Annotated in this window: 14 protein-coding genes; 9 read left to right on the top strand and 5 right to left on the bottom strand. The window is 58.0% G+C overall.

The window, feature by feature from the left end; genetic code table 11:
• Positions 1–2: 2 nt before the first annotated feature.
• The 4 genes from frr to rpsB form a co-directional block, all read right to left on the bottom strand.
• A complete protein-coding gene (gene frr, locus AC3ISI_RS05270; protein ID WP_007949335.1) occupies positions 3–560 on the bottom strand; it encodes a ribosome recycling factor in 558 nt (185 codons plus the stop codon).
• Complete coding sequence (pyrH, locus tag AC3ISI_RS05265; protein ID WP_003172271.1) at positions 557–1,300, bottom strand: UMP kinase; 744 nt, start codon at positions 1,298–1,300, stop codon at positions 557–559. Before pyrH ends, frr begins: the two co-directional genes overlap by 4 nt.
• A gap of 209 nt (positions 1,301–1,509) precedes the next feature.
• Positions 1,510–2,373 carry a translation elongation factor Ts gene (tsf, locus tag AC3ISI_RS05260; protein ID WP_007949329.1) on the bottom strand — a complete coding sequence of 288 codons (864 nt, stop codon included), beginning with the start codon at positions 2,371–2,373 and terminating at the stop codon, positions 1,510–1,512.
• A gap of 191 nt (positions 2,374–2,564) precedes the next feature.
• Positions 2,565–3,302, bottom strand: a complete 738-nt coding sequence (gene rpsB, locus AC3ISI_RS05255) for a 30S ribosomal protein S2 (RefSeq protein WP_003219330.1) — start codon at positions 3,300–3,302, stop codon at positions 2,565–2,567.
• A 372-nt stretch (positions 3,303–3,674) separates the two neighbouring features.
• On the opposite strand from rpsB, the gene map reads away from it, so the two are divergent.
• The 8 genes from map (at position 3,675) to AC3ISI_RS05215 (ending at position 13,118) form a co-directional block, all read left to right on the top strand.
• On the top strand, positions 3,675–4,457 hold the full coding sequence (gene map, locus AC3ISI_RS05250) for a type I methionyl aminopeptidase (RefSeq protein WP_489335779.1): 783 nt from the start codon (positions 3,675–3,677) through the stop codon (positions 4,455–4,457).
• A gap of 49 nt (positions 4,458–4,506) precedes the next feature.
• The gene (locus tag AC3ISI_RS05245) at positions 4,507–7,209 is read left to right on the top strand and encodes a [protein-PII] uridylyltransferase (protein ID WP_489335778.1); all 2,703 of its coding nucleotides are present in this window, start codon (positions 4,507–4,509) and stop codon (positions 7,207–7,209) included.
• Between the two features lie 168 nt (positions 7,210–7,377).
• A complete protein-coding gene (dapC, locus tag AC3ISI_RS05240) occupies positions 7,378–8,577 on the top strand; it encodes a succinyldiaminopimelate transaminase (protein WP_489335777.1) in 1,200 nt (399 codons plus the stop codon).
• Positions 8,578–8,829: 252 nt separating this feature from the next.
• Positions 8,830–9,570: a zinc metalloprotease gene (locus AC3ISI_RS05235; protein ID WP_489335776.1), complete on the top strand. Its 741-nt coding sequence runs from the start codon at positions 8,830–8,832 to the stop codon at positions 9,568–9,570.
• Positions 9,571–9,946: 376 nt separating this feature from the next.
• A complete protein-coding gene (locus tag AC3ISI_RS05230) occupies positions 9,947–10,309 on the top strand; it encodes an ArsC family reductase (RefSeq protein ID WP_489335775.1) in 363 nt (120 codons plus the stop codon).
• 34 nt (positions 10,310–10,343) lie between these two features.
• Positions 10,344–11,378, top strand: coding sequence for a 2,3,4,5-tetrahydropyridine-2,6-dicarboxylate N-succinyltransferase (gene dapD, locus AC3ISI_RS05225; protein ID WP_489335774.1), 1,035 nt, complete (start codon positions 10,344–10,346; stop codon positions 11,376–11,378).
• Between the two features lie 133 nt (positions 11,379–11,511).
• Positions 11,512–12,717: an aminotransferase class V-fold PLP-dependent enzyme gene (locus AC3ISI_RS05220; protein WP_489335773.1), complete on the top strand. Its 1,206-nt coding sequence runs from the start codon at positions 11,512–11,514 to the stop codon at positions 12,715–12,717.
• On the top strand, positions 12,714–13,118 hold the full coding sequence (locus tag AC3ISI_RS05215; protein WP_489335772.1) for a SufE family protein: 405 nt from the start codon (positions 12,714–12,716) through the stop codon (positions 13,116–13,118). The genes AC3ISI_RS05220 and AC3ISI_RS05215 overlap by 4 nt, the downstream gene beginning before the upstream one ends.
• Positions 13,119–13,247: 129 nt before the next feature.
• On the opposite strand, the gene tcdA is transcribed toward AC3ISI_RS05215, so the two are convergent.
• The gene (gene tcdA / locus AC3ISI_RS05210) at positions 13,248–14,060 is read right to left on the bottom strand and encodes a tRNA cyclic N6-threonylcarbamoyladenosine(37) synthase TcdA (protein WP_489335771.1); all 813 of its coding nucleotides are present in this window, start codon (positions 14,058–14,060) and stop codon (positions 13,248–13,250) included.
• Between the two features lie 230 nt (positions 14,061–14,290).
• Here tcdA and AC3ISI_RS05205 point away from each other — a divergent pair, with 230 nt between their 5' ends.
• Positions 14,291–16,882, top strand: coding sequence for a glycosyltransferase (locus tag AC3ISI_RS05205; protein WP_489335770.1), 2,592 nt, complete (start codon positions 14,291–14,293; stop codon positions 16,880–16,882).
• The last annotated feature ends 112 nt before the right edge of the window (positions 16,883–16,994 follow it).

Genomic DNA, 16,994 nt, shown 5'->3' with positions numbered 1-16,994 from the left:
CCTTATACGGCCATCAGGTCGGCTTCTTTCTGCTTGGTGGCCGCATCGATGTCAGCCTCAGCCTTGTCGGTCAGCTTCTGGATATCGGCCGCGGCACGACGCTCTTCGTCTTCGCTGATTTCCTTGTCCTTGACCAGCTTCTTAAGGTCACCCAAGGCATCGCGACGGATGTTGCGCACGGCAACACGAGCATCTTCAGCTGCACTGCGCGCCTGCTTGGTGAAGCCCTTGCGGGTTTCTTCAGTCAGAGCAGGCATGGAGATCAGCAGCAACTCACCCAGGTTGGTCGGGTTGAGGTTCAGGCCTGCACTCTGGATCGCCTTGTCGACGGCCGCGAGCATGTTGCGCTCAAACGCGACGACCTGCAGGGTCCGGGAGTCTTTTACCGTGATGTTGGCCACCTGGGTAATGGACGTGTCTGTGCCGTAGTACGGCACCATCACGCTACCCAGAATGCTTGGGTGGGCCTTGCCGGTACGAATCTGACCAAATGCATGGTTCAGAGAGTCCAGGGATTTCTGCATGCGCTCTTGAGCGTCTTTCTTGATTTCATTGATCATTGTTGGCCTTCCTCGATCAGGGTCCCTTCAGCGCCGCCATGCACGATATTCAGCAAGGCGCCGGGCTTGTTCATGTTAAAGACACGCAACGGCATCTTGTGGTCGCGGCACAGACAAATGGCCGTCAGATCCATCACGCCCAACTTGCGATCCAGCACTTCATCGTAAGTCAGATGATCGAACTTCTCGGCATGCGGGTCTTTGAATGGGTCAGCGGTGTAGACGCCATCGACCTTGGTCGCCTTGAGCACGACATCGGCATCGATTTCGATTGCACGCAAGCAGGCTGCCGAATCCGTGGTGAAGAACGGATTGCCAGTACCGGCTGCGAAAATCACAACTTCCTTGGCGTTCAGGTGGCGCATGGCTTTTCGACGATCATAGTGATCGGTTACGCCTACCATGGAAATGGCTGACATCACGATGGCCGAGATATTGGCACGTTCCAGCGCATCGCGCATGGCCAAGGCGTTCATCACAGTGGCCAGCATGCCCATGTGGTCGCCAGTTACCCGATCCATGCCGGCCGCGCTGAGCGCAGCACCGCGGAACAGGTTACCACCACCGATCACCAGACCGACCTGAACACCGATACCGACCAGTTGGCCGACTTCCAGCGCCATGCGATCCAGAACTTTCGGATCGATCCCGAACTCTTCCGAGCCCATCAGGGCCTCGCCGCTAAGCTTGAGTAGAATGCGTTTATAGCGAGCCTGATAACCACTGCCCTGCTGAGCCATTGCGAATCTCTCCTGCGGCGTATTTTAAAAATTCTGTGCGAGCTGTTTACAGCTGCGCTCACTCTAGCTTGGCGCTGTTTCAGCGCCATCGGAACATGGCTTTGTAAGCCAGTTCCAAAGGGAAGCCAATAAAAATTGGCAGCCCATCTGAAAAGAGGCTGCGCGCGTAAGCGGGCAGCCTCTTCAGGGCGACAGTTTAAAAAACCGTCTTACGACTTGGCAGCAGCCAGCTGGGCAGCAACTTCTTCAGCGAAGTTGTCTACTGGCTTCTCGATGCCTTCGCCCACTTTGAAATAGGTGAAGGAAACGATTTCAGCACCGGCTTTCTTGGCCAGTTCGCCAACTTTGATTTCAGGGTTCTTGACGAACGCCTGCTCAACCAGGCTTGCTTCAGCCAGGAACTTGCTGATACGGCCTTTGACCATATTTTCAACAATGTTTTCTGGCTTGCCTTTGATTTTTTCTTCGTTCAGCTGCAGGAACACAGCTTTTTCACGCTCGATCGCTTCGGCAGAAACTTCCGAAGGCAGCAGGAACTCTGGGTTGCTGGCTGCTACGTGCATAGCGATGTCTTTGGCCAGTTCAACGTTGCCGCCTTTCAGGACAACTGCAACACCGATCTTGTTGCCGTGCAGGTAACCACCAACAACATCACCTTCAACGCGTACCAGGCGACGGATGTTGACGTTTTCGCCAACCTTGCCAACCAGTACCAGGCGATCAGCCTCTTGAGCGGCGATCAGCGGAGCGACGTCAGTCAGTTTGTCGGCGAACGCTTTTTCAACGCTAGCAGCAACAAATGCCTTGAAGTCGTCCTGCAGGGCCAGGAAGTCAGTCTGCGAGTTTACTTCCAGCAGAACAGCAGATTTGCCGTCTTCTTTCAGAGCGATAGCGCCTTCAGCAGCCACGTTGCCTGCTTTCTTGGCAGCCTTGATTGCGCCGGAAGCACGCATGTCATCAATGGCTTTTTCGATGTCGCCGTCAGCCTTTTCCAGGGCTTTCTTGCAATCCATCATGCCTTCGCCGGTACGCTCACGCAGTTCTTTAACCAACGCTGCAGTAATTGCTGCCATTTTCAAAATCCTCTTGGATAGGTTTTCAACCATTCCACCCGATCGAACGGGCGATCAATTCTTCCCGAACCACCGTTGTAAGCCGCTGCACGTTACAGCTCTGCAAGTGCGGGGCCGACAAACGGTTTTCGAGGTGGCAAAAAGGGGGCAAAGCCCCCTTTTTGCTTACTGAGTCAACGCCAAGGCGTCAATTACTCAGCCGCTGCTACCGGAGCTTCTTCAACGAACTGCTCGGTGCCGCCAGCAACGTGGTTGCGACCGCGGATTACCGCGTCAGCCATCGAACCCATGTACAGCTGGATAGCGCGGATTGCGTCATCGTTGCCTGGGATGATGTAGTCAACGCCTTCCGGGCTGCTGTTGGTATCGACTACGCCGATAACCGGGATGCCCAGCTTGTTGGCTTCGGTGATCGCGATGCGCTCGTGATCAACGTCGATAACGAACAGTGCGTCTGGCAGACCGCCCATGTCCTTGATACCACCCAGGGAACGATCGAGCTTCTCAAGATCGCGAGTGCGCATCAGCGCTTCTTTCTTGGTCAGCTTGGCGAAAGTACCGTCTTCGGCTTGCACTTCAAGGTCACGCAGACGCTTGATGGAAGCACGGATGGTTTTGAAGTTGGTCAGCATGCCGCCCAACCAGCGGTGATCGACGTACGGCGAACCGCAACGTGCTGCTTCTTCAGCAACGATCTTGCCAGCGGAACGCTTGGTGCCGACGAACAGAATCTTGTTTTTGCCCTGGGCCAGACGCTCTACGAAAGTCAGAGCTTCGTTGAACATTGGCAGGGTTTTTTCAAGGTTGATGATGTGGATCTTGTTACGCGCGCCGAAAATGTATTTACCCATTTTCGGGTTCCAGTAACGGGTTTGGTGACCGAAGTGCACACCGGCCTTCAGCATATCGCGCATGTTGACTTGGGACATGATAGTTCCTTAATAAGTCGGGTTTGGCCTCCACGTATCCCAATGACCAACCAGCAGCATCAGCTGAAGGCACCCAGGTCATCGTGTCGACACGTGTGTGGATTTAAGCCTTTCGGGGCATCCCCGGAAAGCGGCGCATTTTATACCACAAGACTGCAAAAAACGGAACCCGGATTCTCAAAACCTGACACGCGTCTTTAATCGCCCCTTGGAATCGTTCAAGAATGCGCCAATCTACAGAGAGATGCGACGCACAGAGGCTCAGATTTGCGCTGATCGTCTGATAGAATCAGGTTTTTCAGGGCCGCGAAGATCGATCGCACACCGCCCATTTCGTTTTAACAAGCGCCATCGAGCGCAGAGAGAGCCTGTATGACCGTCACCCTCAAAACCCCAGAGGACATCGCAAAAATGCGCATCGCCGGCAAACTGGCTGCCGATGTGCTGGAGATGATTGCCGAACATGTAAAACCGGGCATCACCACCGAAGAACTGGATCGCATCTGCCACGACTACATCGTCAACGAGCAGAAAGCCATTCCTGCCCCGCTCAACTATAAAGGCTACCCGAAGTCGATCTGCACCTCGATCAACCACGTGGTCTGCCACGGTATTCCGAACGAGAAGCCGTTGAAGGATGGCGACACCCTGAACATCGACGTGACCGTCATCAAGGACGGTTACCACGGCGACACCAGCCGCATGTTTCATGTCGGCACCGTGCCGGTCTGGGCCGAGCGCCTGTCGCAAGTGACCCAGGAATGCATGTACAAGGCGATTGAAATCGTCAAACCCGGCTGCCGTCTCGGCGACATCGGCGAAATCATCCAGAAGCACGCGGAAAAGAACGGTTTCTCGGTGGTTCGCGAGTTCTGCGGTCACGGCATCGGCAAGGTGTTCCATGAAGAGCCACAGATCCTGCATTACGGCCGCGCCGGCACCGGCATGGAACTCAAGGCCGGCATGACCTTCACCATCGAGCCGATGATCAACCAGGGCAGAGCCGACACCAAGGTGCTGGGCGATGGCTGGACCGCGATCACCAAGGACCGCAAGCTGTCGGCCCAGTGGGAGCACACCCTGCTGGTCACCGAAACCGGTTATGAGATCTTCACCTTGCGCAGCGATGACACCATCGCCCGCGTCTCGGCCTGATCCGAGCCGCACCACTCTAAGCCTTATAGCTAGACAGGAAAGCCAATCGATGCCGCAGGTGGATCCCGAACTCTTCGACCGCGGCCAGTTCCAGGCTGAACTGGCCCTGAAGGCAAGCCCGATCGCGGCCTTCAAGAAGGCGATCCGCCAGGCCCGCGAGGTGCTCGACGGGCGCTTTCGCAGCGGCCGCGACATTCGCCGGCTGATAGAGGATCGCGCCTGGTTCGTCGATAACATCCTGCAAAAGGCCTGGGAGCAGTTCAACTGGAGTGAAGACGCCGACATCGCGCTGGTCGCGGTCGGCGGCTATGGTCGTGGTGAGCTGCATCCGTATTCCGACATCGATTTGCTGATCCTTCTGGACAGTGCCGACCACGAAGTTTTCCGCGACTCCATCGAGCGTTTTCTGACGCTGCTGTGGGACATCGGCCTGGAGGTGGGTCAGAGCGTGCGCTCGGTGGACGAATGCGCCGTTGAGGCCCGCGCCGACCTGACGATTGTCACCAACCTGATGGAAAGCCGCACCATCTGCGGCCCTGAACGCCTGCGCCAGCGCATGCTGGACGTCACCAGCACCGCGCATATGTGGCCGAGCAAGGACTTCTTCCTGGCCAAGCGCGCCGAGCAGAAGGCGCGCCACCACAAATACAACGACACCGAATACAACCTGGAACCCAACGTCAAAGGTTCGCCGGGCGGCCTGCGGGATATCCAGACAATTCTGTGGGTGGCCCGTCGCGAATATGGCACCCTGAACCTGCGCGCACTGGCTGGCGAAGGCTTTCTGGTCGAGAGCGAAAACGCCCTGCTGGCCTCGTCCCAAGAGTTTCTGTGGAAAGTCCGTTACGCGCTGCACATGCTCGCCGGTCGCGCCGAGGATCGCTTGCTGTTCGATCACCAGCGCTCGATTGCCGGGCTGCTGGGGTTCGTCGGTGATGACGCCAAGCAAGCCATCGAAAACTTCATGCAGCAGTACTACCGGGTGGTTATGAGCATTGCCCAGCTCAGCGACCTGATCATCCAGCACTTCGAAGAAGTCATCCTCGCCCCGGAAGATGAAGCGCCGCCGCAACCGATCAACTCGCGCTTCCAGTTGCACGACGGCTACATCGAGGCACGTAACGACAACGTATTCCGTCGCACGCCGTTCGCCATGCTCGAAATCTTTGTGTTGATGGCTCAGCAGCCGGAAATCAAAGGCGTGCGCGCCGACACCATCCGTCTGTTGCGAGAAAATCGGCACCTGATCGATGACGACTTCCGTAACGACATTCGTAACACCAGCCTGTTTATAGAGCTGTTCAAGTGCAAGATCGGCATCCACCGCAACCTGCGCCGGATGAACCGTTACGGCATTCTCGGGCGCTACCTGCCGGAGTTCGGTTTCATCGTCGGCCAGATGCAACACGACCTGTTCCACATCTATACGGTCGACGCTCACACCCTGAACCTGATCAAACACCTGCGGAAGTTGCAGTACACCCAGGCATCAGAAAAATTCGCGCTGGCCAGCAAGCTCATGGGAAAACTGCCCAAGCCCGAGCTGATTTATCTCGCCGGGCTGTACCACGACATCGGCAAAGGGCGGCTGGGCGACCACTCGGATATCGGCGCAGTAGATGCAGAAGCCTTTTGCCAGCGCCATCAACTGCCGGTTTGGGACACTCGCTTGATCGTCTGGCTGGTGCAAAACCACCTGGTGATGTCGACCACGGCCCAGCGCAAAGACTTGTCCGATCCGCAGGTGATCCACGATTTCGCCCAGGTCGTCGGCGACGAAACCCGTCTCGACTATCTGTACGTGCTGACGGTCGCCGACATTAACGCCACGAACCCGACCCTGTGGAACTCCTGGCGCGCCAGCCTGTTGCGCCAGCTCTACACCGAGACCAAGCGCGCCTTGCGTCGCGGGCTGGAAAACCCGGTCGATCGCGAAGAGCAAATCCGCCAGACCCAGAGCGCGGCGTTGGACATCCTCGTCCGTGGCGGTACCGACCCGGACGATATCGAGCAACTTTGGGCGCAATTGGGCGACGATTACTTCCTGCGCCACACCGCCGGCGACGTGGCCTGGCACAGTGACGCGATTCTCCAGCACCCGGCCGATGGCGGGCCACTGGTGTTGATCAAGGAAACCACTCAGCGCGAGTTCGAGGGTGGCACACAGATTTTTATTTATGCGCCGGACCAGCACGATTTCTTCGCCGTGACGGTGGCCGCGATGGACCAGCTCAACCTGAACATTCACGACGCCCGAGTGATCACCTCCAGCAGCCAGTTCACACTCGACACCTACATCGTGCTCGATACTGACGGCGACTCGATTGGCGACAACCCGACGCGAGTCAAACAAATCCGCGACGGCCTGACTGAAGCCCTGCGCAACCCGGCCGACTACCCGACCATCATCCAGCGCCGTGTGCCACGCCAACTCAAGCATTTCGCCTTTGCGCCACAAGTGACAATCCATAACGACGCCCAGCGTCCGGTGACCGTACTGGAACTCACGGCTCCTGACCGTCCGGGCCTTTTGGCACGGATTGGCACGATTTTTCTGGAGTTCGACCTGTCGCTGCAAAACGCCAAGATCGCTACGCTCGGCGAGCGAGTGGAGGACGTATTCTTCATTACCGACGCCAACAATCAGCAGCTGTCCGACCCGCTGCTGTGCAGCCGCTTGCAGGACGCGATCGTTGAACAGCTGAGCGTCAGTCACGAGCCCGATATCAAACTGTCACGCCTGAGTATCTGAATTAACAAATTTCCCCCTGTGGAGCCCGCCCCGTATAGGAGCTGGCTCGCCAGCGATGGACTAATAAGCGCCGCGTTTACCCGGTAAAATGCGTCATCGTTAACGACCATCGCTGGCAAGCCAGCTCCTACAGGGTTTGTCAGCCCCCACACCGAACGAGATCTACCGATGAACAACGCTCTGAACCAGCTCCAGCCTTACCCGTTCGAGAAGCTCCGCGCCCTGCTCGGCAGCGTCACGCCAAACCCGGACAAGCGCCCTATCGCGCTGTCCATCGGCGAACCGAAGCACCGCTCGCCGAGCTTTGTGGCCGAAGCCCTGGCCAGCAATCTGGATCAGATGGCCGTGTACCCGACCACCCTCGGCATCCCGGCATTGCGCGAAGCCATCGCCGCCTGGTGCGAACGCCGCTTCAATGTGCCGAACGGCTGGCTCGACCCGGCGCGCAACGTGCTGCCGGTCAACGGCACTCGCGAAGCGTTGTTCGCTTTCACCCAGACCGTGGTCAACCGTGGCGAAGACGCCTTGGTGGTCAGCCCGAACCCGTTCTATCAAATCTACGAAGGCGCAGCATTTCTCGCCGGAGCCAAGCCGCACTACCTGCCTTGCCTGGATGAAAACGGCTTCAACCCAGACTTCGACGCGGTTTCGCCGGACATCTGGAAGCGTTGTCAGATCCTCTTCCTGTGCTCGCCAGGTAATCCGACCGGTGCACTGATCCCGGTCGACACCCTGAAGAAGCTGATAGCCCTGGCCGACGAATACGACTTCGTGATCGCCGCCGACGAGTGCTACAGCGAACTATATTTCGACGAACAAACTCCGCCCGCCGGCCTGCTCAGCGCCTGCGTGGAACTGGGCCGCAAAGACTTCAAGCGTTGCGTGGTGTTCCACAGCCTGTCCAAGCGCTCCAACCTGCCCGGCCTGCGCTCGGGTTTCGTGGCTGGCGACGCCGACATCCTCAAAGGTTTCCTGCTGTATCGCACCTACCATGGCTGCGCGATGCCGGTTCAGACTCAACTGGCCAGCGTGGCTGCATGGAATGACGAAGTACATGTGCGCGCCAACCGTGTGCTGTATCGCGAGAAATATGACGCCGTGCTGGAAATCCTCAGCCCGGTGATGGATGTACAGCGTCCGGACGGCGGCTTCTATCTGTGGCCGAATGTTGAAGGCGATGACGAGGCGTTCTGCCGTGACTTGTTTGTTGAAGAGCACGTGACCGTGGTGCCGGGCTCTTATCTATCCCGTGACGTCGATGGCGCTAATCCGGGTGCCGGCCGTGTTCGTATGGCACTGGTTGCGCCGTTGGCGGAATGTGTTGAAGCGGCAGAGCGAATTCGAAACTTTGTAACTCGCAACCAGTAATAAACAACAGGCCTGCACCGTGCAACGCGGCGCAGGTCTTATTCGAAAAAACAACTAACACATAGCAACTTTACGCCACGCCACTTACACCACTAATATCCAAACCGAACAAAACAGAACCGCTCGCCCGCACGTGTCGACAAGGCATTCACAGCGCCTTACTTGCGGCCATGTAAATTTCAACCAACTTACAACAACACCCTCTTCAAAATAAAACAGATACATTAATTTAATGACAACAAGGATGTTCACATGAACAACACACATCATTGCGTCGCCAAAAAGCCAGACGACATGCAAGCCTCTTACGACGTTGCGGTCTCGGAGAACCCTGCCAATCGCCCCACCTCGGCATCGGGTCGGCAAAAACGCGCAGTCGGCAGCCACAAAAAATTCTGGGCTCCTGGCCGCACGCTGCGCATTGCGTTTCTGAACGGCGATCAAGCGTTCAAGGATGGCGTCAAGGCGGCTGCCAGTAACTGGTTGCCTTATATCAACCTCAAATTCGACTTCGTCGACGGTGAAGTCGGCGATATCCGTATTCGCACTGAACCGGCAACCTACTGGTCCAACATAGGCACCGACGCTCTACTGACGGTAGAAGGCCCCACCATGGTGATATCGGACTGGATGCTCCAGCCCCGGCTTTTCGCCCACTACGTCATGCACGAGTTTGGTCATGCATTGGGCGCCCAGCATGAACACTTGCACCCGGAAGCGAATATTCCATGGAACAAGACTGCGGTCTATCAAGACCACGGGGTACCTGAAGACGCCGATGAAAATGACTTTAGACGAAAGGCCGTTGATGATCGCTATTTCAACTTGCTCGACCCCAGCGAAGTCAACTATTCAGCCTATGATCCAAAGTCGATCATGCACTACGAAATCCGTCAGACCTGGACCCGCGGCGACTTTAAAACATTCCTGAACTTAGCGATCAGCGAAAAGGATAAGGCGTTCATGGCCGAGGCTTATCCTTACCCTGAATAAACAAGTGGCTGATGCCACCTGTTAATGCAGGTTATTTGACCTGACGCAGTTTCGTTTCACTTAAATCCAACTCCCCTAATACTTCCCTGAATACGTCATCGCCCATCGGGTGATGACGACTGAGGCGATGCAACTCCCGCGACACCGCCCCCCCCCGCCACAATCAGGATAGGGGCACGGAGATGCCGCGGCTTCCAGGCAATCGACAGCATTGAAGTGCCATATTAGCCGCTTAGACTGCAGGCTGGCCGATACATCAATGACGCACACCACCCCCTGACGATCGGACAAACCCGACCACAGCCGACGCGAAACCGTCCGGTCATGGCATAATCCGTCACCTTCGATTCCCAGCACCTGCAAAGGGGGCAATTCCTTGACCGTTTCAAGCAAAACGTTGCACCTTTTCGGCATCAAAGCCTGCGACACCATGAAAAAGGCGCGCACCTGGCTCGATGAACACGCTGTCAGCTATGACTTTCATGATTACAAATCGGCCGGAATCGACCGTGAACACCTGACCCAATGGTGCGACGAGCACGGCTGGCAAGTGGTGTTGAACCGTGCAGGTACGACCTTTCGCAAGCTCGACGACGAACGCAAAGCCGATCTCGACCAGCCGAAAGCCATCGAACTGATGCTCGCACAACCCTCGATGATCAAGCGCCCGGTGCTCGATCTCGGTGACCGAACCCTGATTGGCTTCAAGCCAGATATCTACGCGGCAGCGCTCAAGTAAGCCAGCCCGTTCAATTTTGTTAGAGGTTATTTACATGCCCACTACCCTGTTTAGCCTGGCCTTTGGTGTTGGTACTCAAAACCGTCAAGGCGCATGGCTGGAAGTGTTTTACGCACAACCACTGCTCAACCCTTCGGCTGAACTGATCGCGGCCATCGCGCCGGTTCTGGGCTACACCGAAGGCAATCAGGCCATCGCCTTCAGCACTGCTCAGGCCTCGCAACTGGCTGAAGCACTGAAAAGCGTCGACGCTGCTCAGGCCGCGCTGCTGACCCGTCTGGCCGAGAGCCACAAGCCGCTGGTCGCGACCATTCTGGCCGAAGACGTTCAGTTGACTTCCACGCCTGAGGCTTACCTCAAGTTGCACCTGCTGTCCCACCGCCTGGTCAAGCCGCACGGCCTGAACCTGGCCGGCGTGTTCCCGTTGCTGCCGAACGTGGCATGGACCAGCCAGGGTGCGATCGACCTGTCCGAACTGGCCGAACATCAATTGGAAGCCCGTCTGCGTGGCGAGCTGCTGGAAGTGTTCTCGGTGGACAAGTTCCCGAAAATGACCGACTACGTGGTTCCGGCTGGCGTGCGTATCGCTGACGCGGCACGTATTCGTCTGGGCGCTTACGTCGGTGAAGGCACCACCGTGATGCACGAAGGTTTCGTCAACTTCAACGCAGGCACCGAAGGCCCGGGCATGATCGAAGGTCGTGTATCGGCCGGTGTATTCGTCGGCAAGGGTTCGGACCTCGGTGGCGGTTGCTCGACCATGGGCACCCTGTCGGGTGGTGGCAACATCGTGATCAAGGTCGGCGAAGGCTGCCTGATCGGCGCGAACGCCGGTATCGGTATCCCGTTGGGCGACCGCAACACCGTTGAGTCGGGCCTGTATGTGACCGCTGGCACCAAAGTGGCGCTGCTGGACGAGCACAACAAGCTGGTCAAAGTCGTCAAGGCGCGTGAACTGGCCGGTCAACCTGACCTGTTGTTCCGCCGCAATTCGGAGACCGGTGCTGTGGAATGCAAAACCCACAAATCGGCCATCGAACTGAACGAAGCACTGCACGCTCACAACTAAGCGTCGAATGCTCACCTTTGTAGGAGCAGAGCTTGCTCGCGATGGGGCCCCTGAGGCCGCCAAAGCTTCGCGAGCAAGCTTTGCTCCTACGGGTCAGGCGTACACCCGCCCATGTTTACCAGGGCCGAATAACATGATGATCCCCTCTCCCTGGCGCGCCGATTTTCCGGCCATCGCCGCTCTGCAACGGCAAGGCCAGACCTATCTGGACAACGCCGCCACCACGCAAAAGCCTCAAGCCCTGCTGGATGCGCTGTCACATTACTACGCCAACGGCGCAGCCAATGTGCATCGGGCGCAACACTTGCCCGGCGCCCATGCCACCCAGGCGTTCGAGGCCAGCCGCAGCAAGGTCGCCCAATGGCTAAATGCCGGCGAGAGCGGGCAGATCATTTTTACTCACGGCGCGACTTCTGCGCTGAACCTCCTGGCCTATGGCCTGGAACCTCTTTTCAATCCGGGCGACGAGATTGTCATCAGCGCCCTGGAGCATCACGCCAACCTGCTGCCATGGCAGCAACTGGCCCGGCGACGCGAGCTGAAACTGGTGATCCTGCCGCTGGACCTTGATGGTTTGATCGACCTGGAGGCTGCCGCGCAGTTGATCGGTCCACAAACCCGCTTGCTGGCAGTCAGTCAGCTGTCCAACGTGCTGGGCGCCTGGCAGCCGTTGCCCGCGCTGTTGGCGATGGCTCAAGCGCATGGCGCATTGACCGTGGTCGACGGCGCGCAAGGCGTGGTGCATGGTCGGCATGACGTGCAGGCGCTGGGTTGCGACTTTTATGTATTTTCCAGTCACAAGCTCTACGGTCCCGACGGACTCGGCGTGTTGTACGGGCGCAATGAAGCGCTGAAACAACTGCGCCACTGGCAATTTGGTGGCGAAATGGTGCTGGATGCTGACTACCAAAGCGCTCGCTTTCGCCCTGCCCCGCTGGGTTTCGAGGCTGGAACGCCGCCGATTGCCGGTGTGATTGGTTTGGGGGCGACGCTGGATTATCTGGCGGCCCTTGATCAGCAAGCAGTGTCTGCGCATGAAGCGGCGTTGCATGATTATTTGTTGAAAGGCCTTGAAGCGCGCAATGGCATTCGGCTGCTGGGCAAGCCGCAACTGGCGCTAGCCAGTTTTGTCGTCGAGGGTGTGCATAACTCTGATCTGGCGCACCTGCTGACCGAACAGGGCATCGCCGTGCGTGCGGGTCATCACTGCGCCATGCCGTTGCTCAAGAGCTTCGAGCTCGCCGGGGCGATTCGGGTGTCGCTGGCGCTGTACAACGATTCCGAAGACCTGGAGCGGTTTTTTGAAGCGCTGGATCAGGCGTTGGAGCTGTTGCGATGAGCTTGCCTGCCTATGCGGTGACGGCGCTGGAGACATTTCAGAATGCTGCCGGCTGGGAACAGCGTGCGCGATTGCTGATGCAGTGGGGCGACCGTCTGCGTGTTTTGAGCGATGTGGATAAAGTCGACGCCAACCGGGTGCATGGCTGTGAAAGTCAGGTCTGGCTGGTGGGCTCGCTGCAGGATGGCCATTGGCAGTTTGCGGCGAGCAGCGATGCGCGGTTGATTCGCGGGTTGGTGGCGTTGCTGCTGGCGCGGGTCAACGGGTTGTCGGCAGCTGAGTTGCGGCAGGTGGATTTGCCGGAGTGGTTCAATCAGCTTGGCCTCTCCCGACAGCTTTCACCTTCGCGCAGTAATGGCCTGAATGCCGTGCTCCAGCGGATGAATGAGTTGGCGCGATAAAAGGTCTGCTTTGCAGCCCATCGCGGGCAAGCCCGCTCCCACAGGGTTTGAGGTGAACTCAAATTTTGCATTCAACCCGAACTAATGTGGGAGCGGGCTTGCCCGCGATGATGTCATCAGCAACCACAATTAAACCCCAGGTTTAACCCGATCCGAAGGGCGCCGAACCCCAGCCACAATCTTATCCACAGCCTTGGTCGCCGCGACCATGCCGAACGTCGCCGTCACCATCATCACCGCACCAAACCCGCCGGCACAGTCCAGTTTCACGCCATCGCCAACAAAACTCTTCTGCAAGCAAATGCTGCCATCGGGTTTTGGATAGCGCAGTTGCTCGGTGGAAAACACACAGGGCACGCTGTAATGGCGGGTCACCGTGCGGGAGAAGTTGTAATCGCGACGCAAGGTCGAGCGCACTTTCGACGCCAACGGATCGTTAAATGTGCGGTTCAAATCACACACCTGAATCAGCGTCGGATCAATCTGCCCACCGGCCCCGCCGGTGGTGATGATCTGGATCTTGCGACGTTTGCACCAGGCAATCAGCGCTGCCTTGGCGTTAACGCTGTCGATGCAATCGATCACGCAGTCAATATTCGGCGTGATGTATTCGGCCATGGTCTCGCGGGTGACGAAGTCTGCCACCGCATGCACCGTGCAGTCCGGGTTGATCCCGCGCAGGCGCTCGGCCATCACCTCGACCTTGGGTTTGCCGACGGTGCTGTCCAGTGCATGCAACTGGCGGTTGGCGTTACTGACACAGACATCGTCGAGGTCAAACAGCGAAATCTCGCCCACGCCACACCGGGCAACGGCTTCCGCCGCCCATGAACCGACGCCACCGACGCCAACAATCGCCACATGCGCCGCGCGCAGGCGCTCCAGCCCCTCGATGCCATACAAACGGGCGATGCCTGCAAACCGCGGATCTTCTGTGCTCATGACCAATACCCCAAAAACCGGCGCGCATTATAGGGCCACTGCGTGAGAACTTTTAACCTTCTGGCTACAAGTGTAAGAACTTATGTGAAACGGAATTGCCCAACGTCAGACTTTTTCTTACCTCTTGAGCGGTAAGTGAAAGCATTGTGTAGGATGCGCGCGCCACGTCCTTTGGCAGCCATCCTGCCGACCGTTCCTTCGTTCCACTGCCTCCGGAACCTGAAATAGCTATGTCATCCCGCAAATTTGGACTCAACTTGGTCGTGGTGCTCGCCATCGCAGCCTTGTTTACCGGCTTCTGGGCGCTGATCAACCGCCCGGTCACCGCCCCCAACTGGCCTGAACAGATCTCCGGCTTTTCGTACTCGCCATTCCAGCAAGGCCAGTACCCACAGAAAGAGCAGTACCCGACCGACGATCAAATGCGTCGCGACCTGGAGATCATGAGCAAGCTGACGGACAACATCCGTACTTACTCGGTCGACGGCACCCTGGAGGACATTCCCAAGCTCGCAGAAGAATTCGGCCTGCGCGTGACCCTGGGGATCTGGATCAGCCCGGACCAGGAACGCAATGAGCGCGAAATCACCCGCGCCATCGAAATCGCCAACACCTCTCGCAGCGTGGTTCGCGTGGTTGTAGGCAACGAGGCGATCTTCCGTAAGGAAATTACCGCCGCCGAACTGAGCGTACTGCTGGATCGCGTTCGCGCGGCCGTGAAAGTGCCGGTGACCACGTCCGAGCAGTGGCACGTCTGGGAAGAACACCCGGAACTAGCCAAGCACGTCGACCTGATCGCCGCCCACGTTTTGCCTTACTGGGAATTCATCCCGGTGGACAAGGCCGGCCAGTTCGTCCTCGACCGCGCCCGCGACCTGAAAAAGATGTTCCCGAAAAAACCGCTGCTGCTCTCGGAGGTTGGCTGGCCGAGCAACGGCCGTATGCGTGGCGGCACCGATGCCAGCCCGGCGGATCAGGCGATCTACCTGCGCACCTTGGTCAACAAGCTCAACCGCCAGGGTTTCAACTACTTCGTGATCGAAGCGTTTGACCAGCCGTGGAAGGCCAGCGACGAAGGTTCGGTGGGCGCGTATTGGGGCGTGTTCAACGCCGCACGCCAGCAGAAATTCAACTTCGAAGGCCCGGTGGTCGCGATCCCGCAATGGCGAGTACTGGCAATCGGGTCTGCGGTGTTGGCGTTGCTGTCCCTGACCCTGTTGATGATCGACGGCTCGGCCCTGCGCCAACGTGGCCGTACCTTCCTGACTTTCATCGCGTTTCTCTGCGGTTCGGTGTTGGTGTGGATCGGTTACGACTACAGCCAGCAATACAGCACCTGGTTCAGCCTGACCGTCGGATTCCTCCTGGCCCTCGGTGCACTCGGGGTCTTTATTGTTCTGCTGACCGAGGCCCATGAACTGGCCGAAGCAGTCTGGACCCACAAGCGTCGTCGTGAATTCCTGCCGGTGGTGGGTGATTCGGACTACAGACCGAAAGTCTCGATCCACGTGCCCTGCTACAACGAGCCGCCGGAGATGGTCAAACAGACCCTCAACGCCTTGGCCAACCTCGATTACCCGGACTTCGAAGTCCTGATCATCGACAACAACACCAAGGACCCGGCGGTCTGGGAGCCGGTGCGCGATTACTGCGAAATCCTCGGCCCGCGCTTCAAGTTTTTCCACGTTGCACCGCTGGCCGGCTTCAAGGGCGGCGCGCTGAATTACCTGATCCCGCACACCGCCAAGGATGCCGAAGTCATCGCGGTGATCGACTCGGACTACTGCGTCGACCCGAACTGGCTCAAGCACATGGTGCCGCACTTCGCCGATCCGAAAATCGCTGTGGTGCAGTCGCCGCAGGACTATCGCGATCAGAACGAAAGCACCTTCAAAAAGCTCTGCTACGCGGAATACAAAGGCTTCTTCCACATCGGCATGGTCACCCGTAACGACCGTGACGCGATCATCCAGCACGGCACCATGACCATGACCCGGCGCTCAGTGCTCGAAGAGCTCGGCTGGGCTGACTGGTGTATCTGTGAAGACGCCGAGCTGGGTCTGCGCGTGTTCGAAAAAGGCCTGTCGGCGGCGTATTACCACACCAGCTACGGCAAAGGCCTGATGCCCGATACCTTTATCGACTTCAAGAAACAGCGTTTCCGCTGGGCCTACGGAGCGATTCAGATCATCAAGCGTCACACCGCCAGTTTGCTGCGCGGCAAGGACACCGAACTGACCCGTGGCCAGCGTTACCACTTCCTCGCGGGCTGGTTACCGTGGGTCGCGGATGGCATGAACATCTTCTTCACCGTTGGCGCGTTGTTGTGGTCAGCGGCGATGATCATCGTGCCGCAACGGGTTGATCCGCCGTTGCTGATTTTCGCGATCCCGCCGTTGGCGCTGTTCGTGTTCAAGGTCGGCAAGATCATCTTCCTCTATCGCCGCGCAGTCGGCGTGAACCTCAAAGATGCGTTCTGTGCGGCGCTGGCCGGGCTGGCGTTGTCGCACACCATCGCTAAAGCGGTGCTGTACGGCTTCTTCACCAGCAGCATTCCGTTCATCCGTACGCCGAAACACGCCGATAGCCACGGCTTCTGGGTGGCCATTTCGGAGGCGCGTGAAGAGGTGTTCATCATGCTGCTGTTGTGGGGCGCTGCGCTGGGGATCTTCCTGGTCAACGGCTTGCCGAGCAACGACATGCGCTTCTGGGTGACCATGTTGCTGGTGCAATCGCTGCCGTACCTGGCGGCGCTGATCATGGCGTTCCTGTCTTCGCTGCCGAAACCGGTAGCCGAGCCTGAGCCAGCACCGGCCGTCTAAATCCGTAGAGATGTACTAAACGGCGGCCAATGGCCGCCGTTTTGCTTTAAGATAACCGCCATTTTGCGCGCCCAGCACCAATTCCTGTAGGAGCAAAGCTTGCTCGCGATTG

Source organism: Pseudomonas sp. GL_139_B (assembly GCF_057834475.1).
This window is presented reverse-complemented; position numbering and strand designations above follow the sequence as displayed.

Excerpts from the sequence above, each read along its gene's own strand:
- frr (WP_007949335.1), bottom strand. The coding sequence starts at position 560 with ATGATCAATGAAATCAAGAAAGACGCTCAAGAGCGCATGCAGAAATCC.
- pyrH (WP_003172271.1), bottom strand. The coding sequence starts at position 1,300 with ATGGCTCAGCAGGGCAGTGGTTATCAGGCTCGCTATAAACGCATTCTA.
- tsf (WP_007949329.1), bottom strand. The coding sequence starts at position 2,373 with ATGGCAGCAATTACTGCAGCGTTGGTTAAAGAACTGCGTGAGCGTACC.
- rpsB (WP_003219330.1), bottom strand. The coding sequence starts at position 3,302 with ATGTCCCAAGTCAACATGCGCGATATGCTGAAGGCCGGTGTGCACTTC.
- map (WP_489335779.1), top strand. The coding sequence starts at position 3,675 with ATGACCGTCACCCTCAAAACCCCAGAGGACATCGCAAAAATGCGCATC.
- AC3ISI_RS05245 (WP_489335778.1), top strand. The coding sequence starts at position 4,507 with ATGCCGCAGGTGGATCCCGAACTCTTCGACCGCGGCCAGTTCCAGGCT.
- dapC (WP_489335777.1), top strand. The coding sequence starts at position 7,378 with ATGAACAACGCTCTGAACCAGCTCCAGCCTTACCCGTTCGAGAAGCTC.
- AC3ISI_RS05235 (WP_489335776.1), top strand. The coding sequence starts at position 8,830 with ATGAACAACACACATCATTGCGTCGCCAAAAAGCCAGACGACATGCAA.
- dapD (WP_489335774.1), top strand. The coding sequence starts at position 10,344 with ATGCCCACTACCCTGTTTAGCCTGGCCTTTGGTGTTGGTACTCAAAAC.
- AC3ISI_RS05220 (WP_489335773.1), top strand. The coding sequence starts at position 11,512 with ATGATGATCCCCTCTCCCTGGCGCGCCGATTTTCCGGCCATCGCCGCT.
- AC3ISI_RS05215 (WP_489335772.1), top strand. The coding sequence starts at position 12,714 with ATGAGCTTGCCTGCCTATGCGGTGACGGCGCTGGAGACATTTCAGAAT.
- tcdA (WP_489335771.1), bottom strand. The coding sequence starts at position 14,060 with ATGAGCACAGAAGATCCGCGGTTTGCAGGCATCGCCCGTTTGTATGGC.
- AC3ISI_RS05205 (WP_489335770.1), top strand. The coding sequence starts at position 14,291 with ATGTCATCCCGCAAATTTGGACTCAACTTGGTCGTGGTGCTCGCCATC.